The 21,853-nt window shown below is 61.2% G+C and carries 16 protein-coding genes; 6 read left to right on the top strand and 10 right to left on the bottom strand.

What is annotated here, in order from left to right; genetic code table 11:
* Window positions 1-31: 31 nt before the first annotated feature.
* Window positions 32-1,441: an amidase gene (locus tag VGU61_RS14670; protein WP_326859904.1), complete on the top strand. Its 1,410-nt coding sequence runs from the start codon at window positions 32-34 to the stop codon at window positions 1,439-1,441.
* A 358-nt stretch (window positions 1,442-1,799) separates the two neighbouring features.
* On the opposite strand, the gene nadE is transcribed toward VGU61_RS14670, so the two are convergent.
* The 3 genes from nadE to VGU61_RS14655 form a co-directional block, all read right to left on the bottom strand.
* A complete protein-coding gene (gene nadE / locus VGU61_RS14665) occupies window positions 1,800-2,642 on the bottom strand; it encodes an ammonia-dependent NAD(+) synthetase (protein WP_326859903.1) in 843 nt (280 codons plus the stop codon).
* Window positions 2,643-2,717: 75 nt separating this feature from the next.
* On the bottom strand, window positions 2,718-3,224 hold the full coding sequence (locus VGU61_RS14660) for a CinA family protein (RefSeq protein ID WP_326859901.1): 507 nt from the start codon (window positions 3,222-3,224) through the stop codon (window positions 2,718-2,720).
* 103 nt (window positions 3,225-3,327) lie between these two features.
* Window positions 3,328-4,059 carry an SDR family NAD(P)-dependent oxidoreductase gene (locus VGU61_RS14655; protein ID WP_326859899.1) on the bottom strand — a complete coding sequence of 244 codons (732 nt, stop codon included), beginning with the start codon at window positions 4,057-4,059 and terminating at the stop codon, window positions 3,328-3,330.
* Window positions 4,060-4,681: 622 nt separating this feature from the next.
* On the opposite strand from VGU61_RS14655, the gene VGU61_RS14650 reads away from it, so the two are divergent.
* Entirely contained in the window at window positions 4,682-7,153 is a 2,472-nt protein-coding gene (locus VGU61_RS14650) for a mechanosensitive ion channel family protein (RefSeq protein WP_326859898.1), read from the top strand.
* A 73-nt stretch (window positions 7,154-7,226) separates the two neighbouring features.
* On the opposite strand, the gene VGU61_RS14645 is transcribed toward VGU61_RS14650, so the two are convergent.
* Both VGU61_RS14645 and VGU61_RS14640 read right to left on the bottom strand, forming a co-directional pair.
* The gene (locus tag VGU61_RS14645; RefSeq protein WP_326859897.1) at window positions 7,227-8,198 is read right to left on the bottom strand and encodes a tripartite tricarboxylate transporter substrate binding protein BugE; all 972 of its coding nucleotides are present in this window, start codon (window positions 8,196-8,198) and stop codon (window positions 7,227-7,229) included.
* Between the two features lie 70 nt (window positions 8,199-8,268).
* A complete protein-coding gene (locus VGU61_RS14640; RefSeq protein WP_326859931.1) occupies window positions 8,269-9,519 on the bottom strand; it encodes an alpha-hydroxy acid oxidase in 1,251 nt (416 codons plus the stop codon).
* Between the two features lie 229 nt (window positions 9,520-9,748).
* Between VGU61_RS14640 and VGU61_RS14635 the strand changes: the two genes are divergently transcribed.
* The 4 genes from VGU61_RS14635 to VGU61_RS14620 all read left to right on the top strand — a co-directional run bounded on the left by VGU61_RS14635 (window position 9,749) and on the right by VGU61_RS14620 (window position 16,099).
* Entirely contained in the window at window positions 9,749-10,648 is a 900-nt protein-coding gene (locus VGU61_RS14635) for a LysR family transcriptional regulator (RefSeq protein WP_326859896.1), read from the top strand.
* Between the two features lie 328 nt (window positions 10,649-10,976).
* Window positions 10,977-13,019: a hypothetical protein gene (locus tag VGU61_RS14630; protein ID WP_326859893.1), complete on the top strand. Its 2,043-nt coding sequence runs from the start codon at window positions 10,977-10,979 to the stop codon at window positions 13,017-13,019.
* 222 nt (window positions 13,020-13,241) lie between these two features.
* Window positions 13,242-13,712 carry a CesT family type III secretion system chaperone gene (locus tag VGU61_RS14625; RefSeq protein WP_326859892.1) on the top strand — a complete coding sequence of 157 codons (471 nt, stop codon included), beginning with the start codon at window positions 13,242-13,244 and terminating at the stop codon, window positions 13,710-13,712.
* A complete protein-coding gene (locus VGU61_RS14620) occupies window positions 13,709-16,099 on the top strand; it encodes a hypothetical protein (RefSeq protein WP_326859891.1) in 2,391 nt (796 codons plus the stop codon). Before VGU61_RS14625 ends, VGU61_RS14620 begins: the two co-directional genes overlap by 4 nt.
* A 125-nt stretch (window positions 16,100-16,224) precedes the next feature.
* Here VGU61_RS14620 and VGU61_RS14615 read toward each other — a convergent pair whose 3' ends face one another.
* The 5 genes from VGU61_RS14615 to VGU61_RS14595 all read right to left on the bottom strand — a co-directional run.
* A complete protein-coding gene (locus VGU61_RS14615; protein ID WP_326859890.1) occupies window positions 16,225-16,737 on the bottom strand; it encodes a glutaredoxin family protein in 513 nt (170 codons plus the stop codon).
* A 48-nt stretch (window positions 16,738-16,785) separates the two neighbouring features.
* Window positions 16,786-17,655, bottom strand: coding sequence for a DMT family transporter (locus VGU61_RS14610; RefSeq protein WP_326859889.1), 870 nt, complete (start codon window positions 17,653-17,655; stop codon window positions 16,786-16,788).
* The gene (locus VGU61_RS14605; protein WP_326859888.1) at window positions 17,652-18,161 is read right to left on the bottom strand and encodes a DUF2867 domain-containing protein; all 510 of its coding nucleotides are present in this window, start codon (window positions 18,159-18,161) and stop codon (window positions 17,652-17,654) included. Before VGU61_RS14605 ends, VGU61_RS14610 begins: the two co-directional genes overlap by 4 nt.
* 187 nt (window positions 18,162-18,348) lie before the next feature.
* Window positions 18,349-21,384 carry a PAS domain S-box protein gene (locus VGU61_RS14600; protein ID WP_326859887.1) on the bottom strand — a complete coding sequence of 1,012 codons (3,036 nt, stop codon included), beginning with the start codon at window positions 21,382-21,384 and terminating at the stop codon, window positions 18,349-18,351.
* 102 nt (window positions 21,385-21,486) lie between these two features.
* Window positions 21,487-21,853 (bottom strand): response regulator (locus VGU61_RS14595; protein WP_326859886.1); only part of this gene is annotated, 367 nt, incomplete at its 5' end.

Raw genomic sequence — 21,853 nt, 5'->3', positions numbered from 1 at the left:
CCTCCAAACGTCTTCATCCGAATGGAAATCCATGACCCAAGACATCTGTTTCATGAGCGCCGCCGAGATGGCTGCCCATATCCGCAAGGGCGAGTTGTCTGCCCGGGACATCATGCAGGCTCACCTTGCCCGCATCGAGCAGGCCAACCCCGCGCTGAATGCCATCGTCACCCTGCATGCCGAGGAAGCGCTGCAGGCGGCGCTGGCAGCCGATGAAGCACAGGCCCGCGGCGAAACGCTCGGACCGCTGCACGGCCTGCCCGTTGCACACAAGGACCTCATCCTGACCAGGGGCATGCGCACCACCTTCGGATCGAAGGTCCATGAACATTTCGTGCCGCCGCGCAGCGCGCTGATGGTCGAGCGCCAGCAGCAGGCCGGCGCGATCAGCATCGGCAAGACCAATACGCCGGAATTCGGCGCCGGCTCGCAGACCTTCAACGCCGTCTTCGGCGCCACCCGCAACCCGTACGACCTCTCGAGAACCTGCGGCGGCTCCAGCGGCGGATCGGCGGTCGCGCTGGCGGCCGGGATGGTGCCGCTGGCCGACGGCACCGACATGGGCGGTTCGCTGCGCTGCCCGGCGAATTTCTGCAACATCGTCGGCCTGCGGCCATCGGTCGGGCGTGTGCCCACCGTGCCGGCGCAGAATGCCTGGGGCAGCTTGTCCGTCAGCGGCCCGATGGCGCGCACGGTCGAGGATGTGGCGCTCTACCTGTCGGTGATGGCAGGCCCGGATGCGCGCGACCCGCTATCGATCGAGGAGGACGGCGCCCGTTTCCGTGCGCCGCTCGCGCGTGACATGAAAGGAATCCGCATCGCATGGAGCAGGGACGTGGGCGGCCTGCCGGTGGATAGGCGCGTCGTCGAGATAATCGACAGGCAGCGCGCGGTCTTCGAGCAGCTCGGCTGCATCGTCGAAGACGCCACGCCTGACTTCCGCGATGCGCATGACATCTTCATGGCGCTGCGCGCCTACGGATTTGAATTGCAGCTCGGATCGGTCATGGACCAGCATCCGGGCGTGCTCAAGGACACGGTGGTATGGAACATCGAAATGGGCCGCAAGCTCACTGCGTCGCAGCTCGCCCGGGCGGAGAAACTGCGCACCGCTTTATTCGAGCGCATGCATCGTTTCATGCAGGACTATGACTTCATCGTCATGCCGGTCAACCAGGTGCCGCCGTTCGATATCGAACAGCCGTACGTGACCGAGATTGACGGGGTGACGATGGAAAGCTATATCGACTGGATGCGGTCCTGCTATTACATCACCGTCACAACGCATCCGGCGATTTCGGTGCCGTGCGGATTCACGGACGACGGCCTGCCGGTAGGGTTGCAGATCGTCGGGCGGCACCGGGGGGAACTGGCGTTGCTGAGGATGGCATATGCGTTTGAGCAGGCTACGGGGGTGGGAAAGAGAAGGCCGGGGGTGTGAGCAACTCTTTGGGTGGCTTACTGAATCATGCATTGCTGTGCATGCGCATGCGGCTCAAAGATCTGCCCATCCGTATCATCTACGTAGCGGTGCAATTGCGACTACGCCATAAGCTTTCACCGCATGGTTCCCTCCCCCCTTGTAGGGGAGGGTTAGGGGTGTAGCAGGGATTTCGTGCAGCTCGCTGCACGCTTGCGGCGATCTTCGCTTGCAAGCGAAGATGCGTCCTGCAAGGAGGGGTAGTGAGGTTGAGCAATCGCATGCAAATGCGCGACCTTCACACCCCCATCCTAGCCTTCCGCCTACAAGGGGAAAGGAACTGTTCAGCGGTGGTTGTGATGCAGTATAAAAAAATTGCTCACCACTCCGACCATGGATCAATCGGCAGTACCCGTTTGTGCGCGGTAGCCCGATACTGCTTGAAAATCGCCTCATACACCGTATCGCTGACCGGCTTGCCTTCCAGAAAGTCGTCGATCTCGTCGTAGCTGATGCCGAATGCGGCTTCGTCCGGCTTCAACGGCGACAGGCTTTCCAGGTCGGCGGTCGGCACCTTGAATACCAGCGATTCCGGCGCGCCGAAAGCCTTCGCCAGTCCGCGCACGCGGCGCTTGTTCAGTCCGGTCAGCGGTGTCAGGTCGCAGGCGCCGTCGCCGAACTTGGTGAAGAATCCCATCAGCGCTTCGGCAGCATGATCGGTGCCGATCACCATGCCCTGCATCCCGCCGGCAACCGCATATTGCGTGATCATGCGCTGCCGCGCCTTCACATTGCCCTTCACGAAGTCTTCCTGTTCCGGGCTGTCGAACGTCTGGCCGCCGGCCTGCAGGGCCTGCATCATCGCATCGACGGCGGGCTTGATATCCACTGTCATGATCACGTCGGGACGGATGGTGTCGAGCGCGCGCTGTGCATCTTCCTCATCCTTCTGCACGCCGTAGGGCAGGCGCATCGCCACGAACTTCGCCTCGTGTCCGCGCTCGCGTGCCTGCTGCACCGCCGCCTGGCACAACAATCCGGCGGTCGTTGAATCGACGCCGCCGCTGATGCCGAGCACCAGTGTCTTGCGCTGGTGGCGTATCACGTGCTCGCACAGGAAAGCGGTGCGCCGCTCGATCTCGGCTTGCGGGTCGTAGGACGGCGCCACCTTCAGCAGGTGAATGATGCGATGCTGTTCGGCTGCGTACTGGATATTGGTCATGGCATTGTTCTCCATCGTCGATTCAGAAATTGGCGTGGCATGAATGGGCACCGCTCGCCTGCACCGGGCGCATGCTTATTGCGAGTGCAGTTTGGCCAGTTCGTTATGGTAATGCCAGACCCTTCCGATGGCATAGTGCGTGGCGGCTTCGCGCACACCGTTGCGGTCGCCGTCGAAGTGCCGCGTTTCGGAAAACGTATGCTTCCTGGCCTCGTGATCGAAGGACCAGGCAAAACAGACGGTGCCGACCGGAATGTCGCTGTCGCCGCTCGAGGGGCCGGCGAGACCGGTGGTCGACAGCGCGACATTGGCGCGGCTGACGCGCAGTGCGCCTTCGGCCATCTCGCGCGCCACCTCCTCGCTGGTGAGATTGAAAGTATCGATGGTCTCCTTCTTCACGCCGAGGCAGCTGATCTTGGCATCGGCGGAATAGGTGACGAATGCGCAATCGAGCCAGCTGCCGCAGCCGGGAATGTCGGCCAGCGTCGACGCGATCATGCCGGCGGTGCATGATTCGGCGGTCACGAGTTTGAGTTTGTTGTCGGTAAAGTACTGGAAGAGGATTTCGAGGTTATTGTTCATGATCGGATCGTTGTTTCAACAGCGCAGATTGCACTGGCTCTATCCGATTGGACGCATGCATTGATGAAATGTTCATTGCCCTCGCATGACCGTCCTCCTGTCCTTACCATGGAATCGTTTGCCCATCCCATGCATAAAACCCGCCGCTGTCGACCGGCGAACGCGCCGCGATGACCTGCAGCAAACTTTCTGCGGCGAAATCCGGCGTGAACAATTTTCCTGCGGGGACATTGCCCTGGAAGGGTCTTGATAAACGCGTATCGGTCGTGCCGGGATGCAGGGCCAGCACGATGCTGTTCGGGTTGATCCGCTGCATCTCGATCGATAGCGTGCGCAGCAGCTGGTTCTGGGCCGCCTTGGCGGCGCGGTAGCTGTACCAGCCGCCGAGCCGGTTATCGCCGATGGAGCCGACGCGCGCGGAGAGCGAAGCGAAGATCGCCGGGTTCGACCGGCGCAGCAGCGGCATCAGCGCTTTCGCCAGCAGCACCGGTCCGCAGGCATTGACGGCGAAGGACCGCAGCATGCCGGGCATGGTCAATTGCGACAGCGTCTTTTCAGGTGCAAGGACATCGTCATGGAGCAGGCCTACGGTGTTGATGACAAGATGCAGCGACGGAATGTACAGGCTCACTTCGGCGGCAAGGCGGCCCAGGCTTTCTTCATCGGTGATGTCGGCGTCGTGGATGTGCAGCGTCGCCGCCGATGGTGCGGCAAGGAGGGCGGCGATGTCGGCGGAAGCGCTGATCCGCCTGGCGCATAGCGTCAGGCTCCTCACATTCGGCATGGCGGCCAGCCTGCGTGCAAGCGCGAGGCCGATGTCGGAGGATGCTCCCATGAGCAAGGCGTGTATCGGGGAAGGGGGAAATTGCATGGCCGGTCGTTGGTGACGTGGTGCAGCGATCGTAGCGGAAAACCGGCTGTGCCTGCGTCGTTGCCATGTCCAGTCGCCGCCGGCTCAGGTTCGCCTGCCTTCCTTGACGGGCATCATGCCCCATTTGGCAGCAACTCACTGGGCCGGCACATATTCCCTTCTGGTAGAACCCGCAGACATCCACAAGATCAGGGTGGTCTTCCGGTCTTATCGGAACACCGGATTCGGTTTGCTGAATGGACAGGATAAGCTGGACAACGCCCTGTCCATGATCGGCGGAAAAGATGCGCATCTCGACCATTGCTAGCCTTCCACCGACACTGTAAAAGCAGTTGGGCTATCCCTCACATTCACGATTCTATCTTCAGTGCAATATCTTTCTTCCGTGTTTTTGACCTTCTGCAATAAATTGTCCACAAGCAGTTGCAGGTAGCGGTGCAAAGCGTTCTACTCTTGTTGATTCTCTGTCGCGTCCGCAACGATCACCGCGAACCTTAGGCGGCACCGCATGTCGGTTCAGAGTCTTTGCAGAGCTTCGTCCACGACCCGCCATTCAATGAGATTTTGTTCTTTCACGCGACCTGCCTTGCAGGACCATCATGACCGATTCGGATTGCGGGCACTTTTTCGGTTCCTGCTGCTGATTTCGCTTTGGACATGCTTCGCCGGCACGGCATTCGCACAGGTGCCGCCCCTGGTTGCACCACCGATGGCCAAGCCCGCGGCACCGGCCGCGCCTGCCGCCCCGGCTCCCGAATCCGTGGCCGAACGTATCCCCATTGCCGATATTGCCGTGCAGGCGGAGGCGGCAATGCTGCAAATCCGCCAGCTTGACAACAAGGGACCCGTCGACGATCTGATCGAGACCGCCGGCAACGACCTGCAGGCATTGGCACGGGGCGTGTCGCTCCGGTCGTCGGAGATGCGGCGACTGCTGCCGCAGAATGCCTCCATCGACATCATTCGCGACCTGCAGCAGGAGTGGCGCGATATCGAAAATCGCGCCGCGGCCATCACCCGCGAGCTTACCCGCAGCGTATTGCAGATCGACCGCAATCTCGCCGAGCTGGAAAAAACCGCCACCCAATGGGAGGCGACCCGGACCGCGGCGGTCAGCGAAGCGGCGCCGCCGACCGTGATCGAGCGTATCGACGATGTCAGCAGTGCGCTTGCCAAGACGCGCAAGCGGCTGCTGGAGCGGCGCACCGAAGTCCTGTCGCTGCAAAGCCGGTCCGCCGAACTCGGATCGCGCGCGTCGCAGGCGAGGGATGTGCTCAACGCTGCCAGCGAACGTGCAGCGGCGCGATTGCTGTATCGCGATAGCCCGCCACTGTGGACAACCGATTTCTGGGAATCGTCGATCGACAGTTTTTCGGCGGAGGGCAAAGCCAACCTGACCAGCCAGACCGCGGCGTTGACCACCTATGCCTCCGCCTACAGCAGGAACTTCTTCTCGCATTTCATGGTGTTTCTCGGCATCGTCGCGATGCTCTACCTCACCCGGCGGCGCATGCGCACGCTGGCCAATGCGGACGAATGCCTGCGCCGCACCCAGACGATCTTCGAGGTGCCGGTGATGACGGCCATCATCCTTGCATTGCTGCTGAGCAGCTGGTTTTATCCGCGTCCGCCGCGGACCTTCTGGGTCGTCTTGAGCGTGCTGGGCACCGTGCCGATGCTGATCTTCGCCCGCAGGCTGATCGAATCCCATTTGCATACGATGCTGTACGGGCTGGTCGGGTTTTATCTCGCCGACAAGCTGCGGGCCTTCGTTGCGCCGCTGCCGGTATTGTCGAGGGTGCTGTTTCTGGTGGAGGCATTGCTGTTCGTCGTATTCCTCGTCTGGATGCTGAGGCGCTCGGGCAAGCGCGCCGGCACACCCTGGGCGCAGATCGCCGGATGGCGCAAGATCCGGCTGGTGGCCTGGGTGGAACTGGTGATCATCACCGCGGCCATCGCGGCGAGCATCAACGGCCAGGTGCGCCTGGCCGACCTGATCGGCGGCACCGCGCTGGCCAGCGCCTACACCGCCGTGGTGCTGTACGTTCTCCTGCGGGTGGCGGAAGGATTGCTGCAGGGACTGTTCTGCGTGCCGCCGGTGTCGCTGCTTGGCATGGTCGAGCGGCATAAACCCCTGCTCACGCGGCGCATCAACGGCTGGCTGCGGAAGGCCGCATACATCGGCTGGATTGCGCTCATCCTGCAATCGCTGGGCGTGCTCGGACCGCTGTTCGAGTATGCGAGAAGCGCCTGGGATGCATCGATCGAAATCGGCACCTTCAAACCCTCGGTCGGCGATGTGCTTACATTCATCCTGATCATCTGGGTCACTTTGTCGCTGTCCCGCTTTTCCCGCTTCGTGCTGGACGAGGAAGTGTATCCGAAGCTGCAGCTTGAACGCGGACTGCCGTATGCGGTCTCGACCATGGTGCATTATCTGGTGCTGCTGGCCGGGTTCGTGCTCGCGCTCAATGCGCTGGGGGTCGACATGACCAAGTTCACCATCCTCGCCGGTGCATTCAGCGTCGGCATCGGCTTCGGTTTGCAGAACATCGTCAACAATTTCGTGTCAGGCTTGATCGTCCTGTTCGAGCGGCCGGTAAAGGTGGGCGATACCATCCAGATGGACGATGTAGTCGGCAGGGTAAAGCGCATCGGCATCCGCGCCAGCGTCATCTCCAGCACCACCGGTGCGGAGGTCATCATCCCCAACGGCAAGCTGATCTCCGATCGCGTCACCAACTGGACCGTATCGAGCAAGCTGCGGCAGGTGACGGTGCCGGTGCTGACCAAGACGGATGTCGACCCGGGGCAGGTGAAGACGCTGCTGCAGGACATCGCGCGGGCGAATGAACTGGTCGCGGAGAGGCCGGCGCCCGAAGCGCTGTTCGTACGCCGTGCCGTCGATGTATTCGAGTTCGAGCTGCGCGTCTGGATCGCCGCACTCGATCAATGGCTGCAGGTAAAGAGTGACCTGATGACCGAGATCGACGCGGCCTTGCGGCCACCACCTCCTGCGCCGCAACCGGCGGAGGGGCATCCCGATACCTCAGGCTGACGGCGTATGCCTGCCAGTATCCGGACAGGCGTCCTTTTAAAGACGAATGAACCTGTCCCGCCGTGGGGTAAAGCTAGGCGCCATCCAGCCTGATGCCTTGCTTATTCACCAGATCCTTCATCTTTTCCAGTTCCAGCCTGATTTCCGCCGCATACTCCGCCGGCGTATTGCCTATCGCCTGCGCACCGTTTGCCGTCAGCCGTTCCTTTACGTCCGGCATCCCGAGCACCTTCACCGTTGCGTGATGCAATTTCGAGAGGATATCGGCTGGCGTCTTCGGCGGCGCGACGAAGCCGTACCACGCCGGATCGTTGACCTGCGGCAGGCCGAGTTCCTTGAATGTCGGCACATCGGGCATGGCGTCGAGTCGCCTTGGCCAGGCGATCGCAAGTGCGCGCAGCTTGCCCGCCTTGATATGCGATATGGAAGAGGGGAGATTGTCGAACATCATATCGACCTGGCCGCCGAGCAGGTCGTTGAGCGCCGGGCCGGAGCCGCGGTAGGGGATGTGGAGGATGAAGGTGCGCGTGGCGCTCTTGAACTGTTCGCCGACCATGTGCAGGATGCTGCAGGTGCCCGACGTGGCATAGCTAAGCTTGCCGGGATTGTTCTTTACCTCCGTCATGAATCGCTTGAAATCGGTCGCCGGGAATTTCGGTCCGACCGTCAGGACATTGGGCGTATGAGCGACATTGGTAATTGGCGCGAAATCCCGGATGGGGTCGTAACCAAGCTTCGGATTGCAGGCAGGATTGACCGCATGGGTCGACACCGTCGCCATGCCGATGGTATAGCCGTCGGGTTCGGCTTTCGCGATCGCCGCCGCGCCGATGCTGCCCCCGCCGCCACCACGATTCTCCACGATTACCGGTTGGCCGAGTTCCTTGCCTAGTTTGTCGGCGACGATACGCCCGACAATATCGGTCGTCCCTCCAGGAGGAAACGGAATGATCAGCTTGATCGGCTTGCCCGGATAGGTTTGCGCCTGGACGGAACCAACGGCCATGAGCATGGCGGTTATGGCGACTGCGGTCAATTTTCGCATGGTGTTTTTTTCGTTGCGATTGATTGATGGGCCATCGGAGTTCGATGGAATGCACGCCATGCGGGCCATATCATGCCCGGCGCCGCTCGCGTGCGGGCCACGTATCCAACCAGGCACTTGGGTGCCTGGCTGGGCGCTCATCCGGATGCGTCGGGAGCAGGAAGCTTTCATCGAGCTCGCTCAGCCGGTTGATGCCGAGCAGCGCCATGTTACGGTCGACTTCATCACGCAGAAGCTGGATGCCACGCTCGATTCCTGCGCCCCCTTCCGCTGCGGCTGCATACATGAAAGGCCGGCCTGCGAACACGGCCTTCGCTCCGAGCGCCATTGCTTTGAGCACGTCCGTGCCGCGCCGGATTCCTCCATCCATCATCACCGGCAGCTCGCCGGCAGCATCGAGGATGCGCGGAAGCGCGCGGAGGGGAGCGGCGGCACCGTCGAGCTGTCTGCCGCCGTGATTGGATACGATGATGCCGTCCGCGCCCAGCCCGCGCGCCCGCTCCGCATCCTCTGGATGAAGGATCCCCTTGAGTACAAGCGGGCCGGACCATCTCCGCCGGATGCGCGCGATATTTTCCCAGTTGAGGTGGTCGCGTCCGGTTGTGTCGCGAATCGCGGTGCTCGATACAATCGGTGCGCCGCGTGTGGCAAAGGAATTCTCGAAATGCGGCATTCCCGATGTCAGCAGCGTGCGTGCGAAGGTCCCGAGCAGCCAGCGTGGCCGGATCAAACCATCCCATGCCAGCCGCAAGCTGGGCCGAAGCGGCGTGGCGAATCCGGCCCGGATATTGTTTTCGCGGTTCGCCCATACCGGAATATCACATGTGATGACCAGTGTCTCGAAACCGGCGCGTGCGATCCTGTCGACCAAACAATCGATGCGCCCCTGATCGGCGGGGAGATATGCCTGAAACCATGTGCCGGGCGCCGCTTCGGCAATCTGCTCCATGGGCATGAGAGAAGAGCCGCTCATGATCGCCGGGATATTGGCGTCATGTGCGGCTTGCGCAAGGATGAGATCACCCTGGTATGCCGACAACGCGCTGATGCCGACCGGTGCAATGCCGAACGGCGACGTATAGCATTTTCCGAACAACACCGTGTGCTGGGAACGCCGGGACACGTCCACGAGCGCTCTTGGCAAAAATTGATAGTCATTGAATGCGGCGCGGTTGGCGTCCAGCGACCGGTTGTCCTCCGCCGCACCGGCGATATAGCCGAACAGGGGGCGGGGCAGTCTGCGCTTTGCCGCGACCTCGAAGTCATGCAGCGACAGAATTTTTTCAAGCCTTTTCAACGTCCCTTTTCCAACGTGCCCCATGGATGCGCCGGCTGCTGTGCGCTGTGGGGTCAATGTGCTGAAGGATGTGCTCATGCTGTCTCCAAGAGAAGTTCTAAATTTCGGGACTCATCATCATGGTGAGCAAATGAACTCTGTTTTAATAGAATTCATTGTCAGGGTGAGCTCACTTTAGGTGAGGAACAGGTTATAAAAAAGAGAAATTAAGTTAATATCCAATTTCACTTTTTAGAAAATAGATGAGCCGCCGATGACATTGAAGCAGCTGGAAGCGTTCTATTGGGCAGCGACCTGTGCCAACTTCACAATGGCGGCGGAACGGCTGTACCTGTCGACATCGTCGCTATCAAAAAGACTGGTGGAACTGGAAGAATCCCTTGGCGTGCGGCTGTTCGACCGATCCGGTCACAAGGCAGCACTGACCGAGGCCGGTGAACGTTTCCTGCCGCAGGCAAGCGCCTTGCTCATGGCAGCGGAGGCCACCCGCAAGTCCATCGGCTCGGACACGAACATCAGCGGGCGTTGCCTGTTCGGCGTCGGCGAACTGAGCGCGCTGACCTGGCTGCCCCGGATGGTTGCGCACGTCCGCCAGCACTATCCGGACGTGCGCCTGGAACCGCACGCCGATATCGGACTTGCACTGGACGAACGTCTTCGCAATGGCGAGCTCGACTGTGCGGTGATTGCCGGGCGCTCGCAGCATCCATCGATCGCATCGCAGACGGTCGGCCAGGCCCATTTCGTCTGGGTGGCCTCGCCCGAGCTGGTAGGGATGGCGACGCGCTTCCAGGACAGGCTGCTGCGGGATCATCCCATCGTGACCCTGCCCACGGGCGCCGGCACGACGCGTCTCCTTGACGAGTGGTTGATGGCGAGGGATCTGGATGTGCCGCACCGTCTCACCTGCAACAGCTGGGGAGCCATTGCCGGGTTGCTGATCGCCGGGATGGGAGTCGGCTTTCTTCCGGAGAGTTGGGCGCGTTCACTGTCAAGCCGGGACGACCTGCGCATCCTGGGCGCCAGTCCGGCGCTGTCGCCATTGGTATATACCTTCCAGAAGCGGCGCAACGACGAGCGGCCCCTGCTTGCCGCCATGCTCGACGCTGTTCGCGCTTCGGCGGATTTCAACACGCCGCCCCGGTTGCTCTGAGAGCCTGCCCCGGTGGAAGGGTCCGGTCTGCCGGAGATGATTCGCCGGCAGAACAGGAGTGGGGCGAGGTAATCGAACAGCCTGCCGCTCCGCGTTGTTTTGCCCATGTGCCGATGCCATGCTTCATTCCTCCGGCGACAACACAGGGTGCATGGACGAAGCGGTTTTCATGCTGTCAACGTTTGCAGGTCGATCGTCCTCCTGGAACTATTCATCCACGGCGTCCACACAAGTGCGTTCCTATCGCCATGATGCACTTGTCGGTTTGATCGATGCAGAACGATGTTGCGTTGCCTTCTTCCACCATCAATAAACATGAGTGAACGTTATGAAAACTGACTACGCCGCCGTATCGCCGTTCGCCTATGATATGCATGCACAAGAAGCCGGCAGCCCGCCCGCGCCGCGAGCATTACCGGGTGCCGCTCCTGCCATCCCGGAGAAATCGCCGGATGATTCGCATCCACGTATCCGGCCTTGCGGCACCAAACAATTTCTTGCGCTATTCAATAACAAGGCGTCCGGTCTGCCTAACGATGCAGAGCTGGCAAAAGCATTCGGCAACAGCGTCACTGTCTACAGCAGCCGATCGAAGGAAGTCAGACACCCACACAACCCGGCCCGCCTCCCGGAGCCAAGCAAGGATTCCATGGCGTTGCTGTATAAATTCTGTGGCACACCTTCCCTGAAAATGATTAGTTCAGTCAAATCTCCGCACCTGCTGGAATACCTGCCCGGACAAATCGTGAATGTGCAGCATTCAGTTGCCCTCGATCCTTCCGCGCCGTCGACGTCCGCATTCCTGCTCAATACCACGCTTGACGAGCTGAAGGAAAGCGCCGCACGCTTCCCGGCGAATTCCCGTGTTGTCATTGCCGGCAATGACTCCCGCTCTGTCGCACAACAGGTGGCCTTCCTGTCGCATGCGCGAGCCGATCTACAGGTGATCGGCCATGCGTCCACCTTCCACGATCCGGACAATACCCGTGGCGCCATTGATGCTTTTCGCCGGGTCGGGACGATGCTTCGCGGCGAAACCGCTGTCGTGACTGCCGCGCTCAAGACCCGGGACAGTGCGTGGATCGGCCGCAAGACCGGCTGCCGCGTGCCGGCCGGTACGGCGATCACGGCACCATTCGATGCCAGGGGGCGTCTTGACCGGAATGCATTCGCAGCGTTCCTTCGTGCGGAAAGAGCCGATGCCAATCAAAGCCTGATGGGTGCCGTCAACGCGTTCGATGAGATCAACCTGCCCACGATATCCGCAGGCGCCATTGCCCCTCAAATGCACACCTCCCGCTTGCGGCGGAAAAAGCCTGTCGATGCGCACCATGCTGATGCCGGCATAAAGTCTCTCGGTAAAGTGATGGTATTCGGTTCCACCGGCAATGTCGGTTCGGCCCTGGTCGAAGTCATGTCCGGAAGAACCACGGTATATGCAATGAAAAGAAACATCGCCAAAACGCCTGTCGATTCGTTGGGCAATGCGGCGCATCCGGTGTTTGAACTTGGCGACAGGGAAATCCCGGAAGGAATGGTGCCGGATACGGTGTTCCTGGCTGCGTCGGCACCGCGCCCTACCGACGAGCACGGCAGGATCATCGTCGATCGGGCCGCGATGCTGGAAACAAACCTGGAGCAGGTGCTGATTCCTGCAATCAGCAAGCTGCCCGCCGGTATCAGGCTGGTGCAGGTGATTACGAACCCGTGTTCCGATATGGCATTTGCCGCATGGCTTTTGCGACCTGACCTCGCGGAAAAAATCTCCGGACACTCCGGAACCGATATGGTGCGCCAGCAACAGCATGTCGCCCGCCCCGGAGACCCGGGCAGTTACTTCACGTTCGGACCGCATTCCCCGGGCCAGGTGAATGTCGATATCGAGCGCAATGCGATCGACCCCGACATTGCCGTCAAGGGAGATGACATCGCCCGGCGGTCGGGCGGCCAGCCGGCGACGGACCCGACCGCCCTGTCCAGCGTCTTGGAGGCGATCAACATTACCAATCATGTGCGATCGAGTTATGCGCTGCCGCTGACGGCACTTGAAGCAGCGGAGCTGACAAGCTTCCTGGCCGAAGTGACTCCCCGCGGACAGGACCTGCAAGCCGTCAGCGAAGGAGTCGCAATCACCGTGCCGCGAAACAGCGACGGCGCAATAGATTGGGACATGTTGCGCAAGGCGAGCGACAACCTGCCGGAATTCGCCGGCAAGGCGAATGCGGCGGTTGCCGAGGTGGAAGGTGGACGACGCAGCGTTCTCGACAAGTTGGTCCGGATGGTGGACGCGAAACACCCGGAACTTCGCGCCCACCTCAACCACGATTGGATTCTCGCCAACCGGGAACGGCTGCTCAGCCTGGTGTCATAGGCACGCCTGCCTGCCCGCTCCCGGGATACCTGCTTTTCGGAGGGGCCGGCAAACGGCAGTCCCTGTACGTAACACAGCGACGTCGATCGGCCTTTCGCATGGCCTTGCGAACCGCCCTGAAGGCAACCGATCATTCTCGATCATCGATTTATGGAATTTGCACCAATGGAAAATGCGGAAGCATGCCTTTGTTTGCTGAATGACCTGCGGCGGATCACGAATATGCCACCCGCCACCGGGAATGGCGGAAAAGGAAGCCTCGCGCTCGACATCACCGTCGATGGTATCGGATTCTCGCTCATGCCGGGTGCGGACGACAACGCCGATTGCCTGCTTCTGTTTTGCGAATTCGGAGAACTGCCGGAAGATCGCGGCGCACTTGCAATGCGCAGGCTGCTGGAGGCCAATCTGGCGATGATGGGCGCCGGTCGGCCAAGTTTCGGCATCAACTTTGCAACCGGGCAGGTTCTGCTGTCCGGCGCCGTGCGCATGGCCGGCATGACCGGTGAAACGCTGGCGCAGATGTTGTTTCATTACGCCGGCAGGGCGAAAGAGTGGCGTGAAACCTTTTTCCTGCTGGAGGAGGAGCGCCGGATGTTCGCGCCAACGCGCCATACCCATGCGCGCGCGGCGGAAATGATGCGCCGGTCGCAGACGAGCCCGGCAACAGAGACTTCCGGGAAGCCGGCATGACGATCGCCGTTACGGCGCAGCAACGGACTGCCGCGGTTCATCCAGTCCATCATGCGGGAACATCGACATCGCGCGCCGCAGCGCCAGACAAGTCGATCGGTCCCATGGCCGGACGGGGCGCGTTGATACAGCTTTCGGATACGCGCATTACCGCGGGATTGCCGCCCATCATGCCGCAGGCCTTCGGGGCGCCGGATCCTCGCGCGCTGTCATCATTCCGCTTGCACGTGGAACCCGTGAGTCCCCGGGCCGATGATGCCGGAGGCGTCTCGCGGATGCAAAAACGCTATCAGAACGAGTTGCGCAGAAGGCACGCGATCAGCGAACAGAACATCGATGCCGCAAAGGCGTTGTACGTGGCCTATCACCACATGACGGAGCAGATGCAGGCGAACCCCGCTTCGGTAACGCGCCAGGACATAGACCGCGTCATGACACTGGCGGAGAAATTTTTTGAGGTGGACTGGAGAAGGGATACGAGAGCTGCAGGACATGCTTATCAATGCGTGAGCCATCCGTCCTCCTTGCTTTCCCTGATACCGAGTGCCTACTATGCGCTCAGCAACGACAACCCTGTCAGCAAGGCGAAACTTGCCCTGGTGGCGCAGGTGATCTACTCCGTCTTCTCGTTCGTTCCGCCGGCGATTTCCCATTCGATTGTTTTTCATTGGCAGTCCCGCAGCATGCTGCAGGCGGCGAAGACGACGTCGGACAGCGTGAAAACCCCTACCCTCAAGGCCGCGATCGACGAGCTGACGGAGGCAACGGAACAGTTTGAACGTGTTGCAGGAATGATGCATGGCGAGGAGCGGAACAACACGAGCACAAGGCTGCTGGCCGATACCGATCCTGCTCACCGTGACACGGCTTTCCATGACGCCTATCGCAGACTTCTCGCTGCCCGCGGAGAATGCGCAAAAGTCGAGTCAAAGTTTGGCATCGAGCAAGCCGCGCTGTACAACACCACCATCGTGCGCGGCCTCCGGGTCGTGGTGGGGCTGGCGGCGGCGCTGATTTCCTTCCTCACTGCGAATCCGAAATACGGCCTGTACGCGCTGGCGCTCGGCGCTGTCGGCGCCATGATCGCGCAGGCGTTCGCCGGCCTGCCCGATACGGCCAACAAGGCGGCCGCGCAACTGCGGACCATGCCACGCGCTGTCGATGTTCTGGACAAGGCCGGCATCACACAACGGTCGCCCGTGACCGCCGATGACATCAGCCGTGACGACCTCGATCAATTCATCAAAACCCTGGCCCGGGAATCCTTATCAGGGCCGATCGAGATCCGGGTCGGTGCGGTGCAAAAGCGTCTGGAATACGAAAAGCGGTTAGTGGCCCAGCAGATCGCGAGGATCCATGGAGCGCGTGATTGCGACAGCTTCATCAGGCTGGCGTACCTGGCCAAGCGGGCGGACGAGCTTACACCGGATGATGAGCGGGAGCGCGATACGCTGGCAAGGCAATATGCGCGGCCGTTAAGTGGTGCCAGGCAACGTGATTACGAAGCATGCCTGAGCAAGGTGGTGGCGCTCGAGAAGGACATTGCGGCTTTGGCGAAGCCTGACTGGGATGCTCTTTCGAGTGAGGGCAAAAGTATCCTGATGCGCGAGATGGAGGCTTACGATGAACCTGGCATCTTCCTGCAGGCGGCGCTGATACTCAAGGAAGGCCTGTCCGATCTGGCCAAGCCGGAGCAGGTCTGTCCATTGGCCATCAATAAATGCGTGCAGGCGTTCACGATGATATTGGGTGGATCGAGTACGCCGCAGCTGATTAGCGCGGTGATGCGGCTGGTAACGCAGCTTGTTGCCCATCAACGGAACGCGCCCGACTATCAGCTTCCCCGGTGGACGGTGCTGTTCCTGATTCTCGGCTCGATGCTGGCTCTCTACGGATCGAAAATGGGCCCGCCCGCGGCGACTCATACGGTCCAGCTCAGGAGCGATTTGAAGAAGCGGCTGGAAGAGGGGACGCTTAATATCCCGGCAGGCTGGCGCATGTATTCCAGTGCGGCGTACTGGAAACTCTTCTTCAGCGAACTGCCGGGATCGGTTGTCGCGCAACGAAACATCAACCGCAACTTGTCGGTGCTGGGCGCCGTCTATAAGCGGTCGGAAGCGTCGATTCAGCAATCCGGCGCACTGATCCAGGTAACCAGGCATGCCCGGGAGCACAACGATCTTGAAGCCGGCGTGCCGGACTATGCGCGCCTGCAAATGCAGGTCGGGGTGGCGAGCCGACAAGCCGACCTGAGCAGTCAACGCAAGGAAGACCTGATGCGGGAGACGATGGAGACTGCGCGGATCCTCCGGGAGTTGGAACTGAGGCTTGCCAATATCAGGAATGCCTTGTCCCCGGCAGCGCCGATCGGGACGTCGTTACGCTGAGAGCTGGCGGCGGAGCTGCATGGGCTTTGCATGGAATCGCGCCGGATTATGGCAGTGGGCCGCCATGCGTACCGTAGCGCCTGCAGCCGTACGCACTGAGGGAAACGGGTACGCGACCGCTTCGCTTACTTCGTCTGGCGGTCGAGATTCTCGAACAGTGCGTCATATCCCGCTTTGGAGAATCCCTGTTGCCGCCTTTCTTTCCATAGCAGCAGTGGTATTCCTGTTCCCGTGCCGGCCTGGGCAAACGCCCGTTTGCCTGCCGGAGTATCAATATCGTATTCCTGGTAGGCGAGGCCTCTCTGGCCGAGATAAGCCTTGGCCTTCGTGCAGTAACCGCACCATGTCGCGGTGAAGAGCCGGATGCCTTCGCTCCCGGTCCCTGTCTCCAGAGAGCGGCGCTGGATGCCGGCTTCCGGTTCCTGCCGATCGCGGCGCACCGACTCCGGGACCGGCGAAGCAGGCAGCGGAGAATAGCTCATGGTCTTCTGCACCTTCGCCCCCGCCGGCGGCGTGTCGCTATAGCTGATGCGTCCATCCGGACCGACGGATTTGTACAAGGTCTGGCCCGATGCCGCAGCCGGAATCAGGAAGAGGACAAACAGAAGAACGCATGGGGTGTTCCTGAAAATGTTCATGTCAGCCTTTCGAAAATGACGGGCATCTGTGCGCCGGTTCGGCCTTCATCATGGCCGGCCGGAAGAAATCTCTTGTGACCGCGGGCGCAATTCACTCAGCAGCAGCGCGCCGATGACGATGGCGCCGCCGGCCAGACCACGCACGCCGAGGACTTCGCCCAGCCACATCCAGCCGAACAGCGAAGCAAAAACCGGTTCCATCGAATAAATCACCGCCGCCTTGTCTGCCGGTACCTTCCGTTGTCCGATGGCCTGGAGGAACAGCATGGCGGCGGTGGCGCAGGCGCCGAGATAAAGGATGGTCGTCGCATGGGGCGCGGCCCTTGCGGGCAGGGAAGCGAGCGTATCGGTATTCAGTGACTGCAGCAGGACCCACAAGGTGGCAAGGATTGCCATCACGGCGATCTGGGTGGCGGCGAGATGGGCGGATTGATGTCTGGGCGAACGTCGTGACAGCACGATTACATACAACGCATAGGCAAGGGCGCATAGCAGGGTTGCCGCGTCGCCGTGCGGATTGCCGCCGCCTTCCCACGACATCAGGCCGATGCCGAGACAGGCGAGGACCGCCGCCAGCAGTACGGGCGCGGACAGGCGACCGCCGAACAGCAGGCCGAGGAAGGGCACCATCAATACATTGAGACTGGTAAGGAAGGCGCTGCGGTTCGACGATATATGCTGCAGTCCGTAGGCTTGCGCGACGTAGGAGGCGAGAGCAAGCGCGCCGAGGAGCATGCCGTCAGTCCACGCCGCACGCGGCGCGCGGGCCAGAAAAGGCAGCATGCAGACCGCCGCCACCAGAAAACGCAAGGCGGAAATCTCGACGCCATTCAGGTCGGCCGATGCCGATTTCAACAGCGGAAAGGTCGTACCCCAGACAAGCGTGACCAGCAGAAGAAGCAGGACGCTCCGGTTCACGCCGGCCTCGTGCCGAAACCACGCGCCAGCATGGCTGGCACGATGATCTTGTGTACTGGCACCACGAAGAAAAGATAAAGGCGCCCGAGCCGGTTGTGCACATGCACCACGGTCGATACGACGACTTTCGGCTGTGCGCCTGCGTGCTTGTACAGGGAGAGCCGGGCGTCGAGATGCTTGTCCGCATCGCCGAGCACGACCTCATGGCTGGAGACGGAAAGAAGGGTAAAGATGCCAACCCGGTCGCCCGGTTTGTAATCTGCTGCGATCTTGCTCCGATCGATATCACTCAGGTGGCCCACGTCCTTCAAGCCGAACAGCGACACGACGCGATTGCGTATGGTCAGCAGCAGGTTGACCCAGCGCGGCGTGCCTGTCACCGCCGCCAGGTACAGCGCCATCGCTGTCCTGTCGTCATTCACAACCATCTCGAACGCATCGTGGAAATATGCCGTCGCAGCAGCATCGTGCAATTCGCTGTCTGCCGGAATCTTTGCTGCATGCATGCGCGCTCCTAGCGGAATGACCGGCAACGCCGGGCTGGATCGAACTTCAGCGGAGGGTTGGAGAACCTGACGCCGCAGTGTATTTGCTGCCTGGGGATTTGTCCATATTGCAATATGTCGTCCGATGCATGCGCAGTCCCGAATCGCCACGGTGATCCGTTATCAGCGGGCTGTGCGAAGCATCGCATCACGCCCGTGCGGCATCCTCTGCCAGAAGCGTTCCGATGCCTTTCAGCTTGTCGAGCCCGACCGGCTTGACCCAATGATGGTGAAACCCTGCATCGGCGGCGCTTTGCCTGTCTTTTTCCTGACCCCAGCCGGTGAGTGCGATAAGCAGGACCGGTTTGTCGCCGGCCTGCGCGCGGATGCGGCGTGCGACTTCATAGCCGTCGATGCCTGGCAGGCCGATGTCGAGCAGCGCGATATCGGGCCTGAAATCCATCGCTGCTTCCACGCCGGACAATCCGTCGTGGGCGATCCGCACTTCATTGCCGAGCATGCGCAGCACCTCGGCCACCGTATTCGCGGCGTCGGCATTGTCGTCGACGACCAGGATGCGCCCGACGCTCCCCTGGCCGTTCATGGTTCCGGATTCGATGCCGTGCGCCGGTTGCGGCATGCCGTGGACACCAGGTTCCAGTCCGTCCGGCAGGAAGACGGTGAATTCGCTGCCTTGCTCCAGGCCCGCGCTGTATGCCTCCACATGGCCGCCGTGCAGGCCGACCAGTCCCTCCACCAGCGACAGGCCGATGCCCAGCCCGCCCTGGCTGATGCGGGAGGAGTGGCTGCCCTGTACGAAGACGGTAAAAATCGTGCGCAGCATGTCGGGAGGAATACCGATGCCGTTGTCCCTGACTTTCACGACCAGCCGCGTCGGTTCGGATCGTGCAAGCAGTTCGATCCGGCCGCCGGGGCGGGTGTACTTGGCGGCGTTGGTCAGCAGGTTCGCGAATACCTGCTCCAGGCGCAGCGGATCGGCCATGAACTCCCGGTGTTCGTCCGGAAGACTGACAACCAATTGGTGATTGGCCGCTTCGATATGCGGACGGCAGGCTTCGATGGCATTGTGCAGGACCGAAGCAAGGCTGATACGGGATTTGCGCAGCTGGATTTTGCCCGTCGTGATGCGCGATACATCCATCAGGTCGTCGACCAGGCGGGTCAGCTTGAACACCTGTCTTTCCATCATGTGCACCGCTTTCTCCACCTGCGCCGGATTGCCGCCGGAGAGCTTGATCAGGCTGAGTGCATTGGTGACGGGCGCCAGGGGATTGCGCAATTCATGGGCCAGGGTGGCAAGAAAAATATCCTTGCGCCGGTCTGCGTCCTGCAGTTCCCGGTACAAATTCGAATTGTCGATCGCGATCGCCGCGCGGCGGGCAAGATCCCCTGCCAGCGCAAGGTCTTCCGGACCATACAGGCGGCCCGATTCGGCGGTGATGAAGGTAATGACGCCCTGGGTCTTGCCGTGCGCCGACAGCGGCGCTCCGATATAGGACTTCAGACCGAGCTGCTTCAGGATGCCAAGATAGTCCTGGTCGGAAACCGACTCTTCCAGCATGGCGTCCGTGATTTCCGGAACCAGTTCGGGGATGCCGGTGCGGATGACGTTCCATGTACCGGTCGGCAGCGACGGATCAGGCGGATAGCGGCGGTGCAGTTCGTGCGCCAGCGCCACCTTGTCCGGATTCACATGGGTCACCGCCACCCGGACCAGCCGGTTGTCGGCATCCAGCAGGTCGACCGCGCACCAGTCGGCGAACGTCGGTACCGCAAGACGCGCGATGCGGTCGAGAGTTTCCTGGTGATCGACGAGCTGCGAAAGCGCGGCGCTGGCCTCGGCGACGAATTTCAGGTCCTGTTCGGTCTTCTTGCGACGTGTAATGTCCATGCAGATGCCGGCCATCTGCTGCGGGTTGCCGTCACCGTCCACGAAAATCCTGCCGCGCCCCTCCACCCAATGAATGCTGCCGTCGGGCCACACGATCCGGTACTCGATCCGGTGTCCCTCGCCGCTCGCCAATGATTTCCGTACCGCTTCGCGAACATACTCGCGATCGTCCTCATGGACCAGGTCCGTGTAGTCATCCAGCGACTGGGCTAACGTACCGGGCGGCAAGCCGTGCAGCTTGTCCATGCCGGGCCACCACAAGTTCACGTTTTCGGGGATGTTCCATTGCCATGCGCCCATGCCGCCGGCGTCCAGCGCGAGCTGCAATCGTGCCTGCGTACCGGCAAGCGCATCTTCCGTGTTCTTGCGATGCGTGATATCGGTCGAGAACACTGTCAGCCCATCAGGACCGGGATATACCCGATTCTCGAACCAGGCATTCCAGGGCGCATAGTAGTGTTCTTCGACGATGGCGCGCTGCTGCGCGGCCGCCGCATGCAGCATACGATAATAGGCATTGCCGACCGCTTCCGGAAACAGATCCCAGATACAACGGCCCAGCAGTTCATCCTTCGTCTTGCCGAGCAGGCGGGCGGCGCCTTCATTTACATAGGTGTAGCGCCATTGATGATCGTAGCTGACCAGATGATCGCCGATGCTCTCCAGCAGGATCGACAGGCGGCGCTCGGCGGCTTCGAGCGCATTGCGGGTGGCTTTCTGCTGCGTGACATCGCGCTGGACGCACAGCCAGCAGGTATGGCCGGAGAGCGACAGCAGGGTGATATACGCCTCGGTGTAGAAGATCTCGCCGTTCTTGCGGCGGTTGCGCCACTCGCCCCGCCAGACGCCGATTCGCCGTAATTCGTCGATCACCTCGCCGACGATGCGCGCATTCTCGGCGGCCTCGTAGGCATTCTGGACCGTCACGTGCTTGCCGATCAATTCACCCGGCGCATAGCCGAACATCTTGTCTTCAGCGGCGTTGGTGTAGACGATGATGCCGTCTTCATCGGCGATGCTTACGCCTTCGGTCATGTTCGCCAGGACGCTTCGATGGATTTGCAGGGCCTCGTCGACCGCCCATTGCCTTCCGCTGAAGCCGTGCCTCCCATCTTGTATCGGCAGGACGCCGGCGCCATGTGCAAATGCGGCGTCATCGCCGGATGCCAATACTTGTTCGACGGCCTGTTCCCACCTGGCCGCAGTCAGCGGGTCCGGCGCCGCGCCATTCGGCAAGAGCTCCTGAATGCCGGTAGCGGTTCCCGTCTGTGACGACAGAAACGCCTGCATGGCGCGGTACGCTTGCGCAGCACTCAGCTTTTTTTCACTCATGGAATCGTCCTGGCCGGAAATAAAACGCCCAATCTTCTCACAGGAGAGGGGTAATGCCGAAAAAAGCGATAGGGCACCGTCGGAGAGGCGGGTTTGCGGCGCTCAGCGATGCAGGCTGTCGACCAGTTCCTGGATCTCGTTGAATTTGAGGGGCTTCACGAATACGCGGTCGAAGCCGGCCTGCAGCGCCTTCTCGCGGTCTACGGCGCTGCACAGGCCGGTCACGGCGACCAGCGGAATGAACGGAGAGAGCGACATCGAACGGAATTCACGGGCAAACCCGAAGCCATCCATCTCTCCCGGCAGGCGCAAATCGCAAAAGATCAGGTCCGGCCGTTTTTTATGAACGATGTCGAGACCGCTGCGCGCGGACAGCGCAACATCGGATGTGCAACCCAGGACTTCGAGAAGGTCGGCGAACAGTTGGGCGAGATGATGATTGTCTTCGACGATCAATACCCGCACCGGC

Origin of the sequence: Noviherbaspirillum sp. (assembly GCF_035944575.1) — a bacterium.
Classification (GTDB): Bacteria; Pseudomonadota; Gammaproteobacteria; order Burkholderiales; family Burkholderiaceae_D; genus Noviherbaspirillum.
This window is presented reverse-complemented; position numbering and strand designations above follow the sequence as displayed.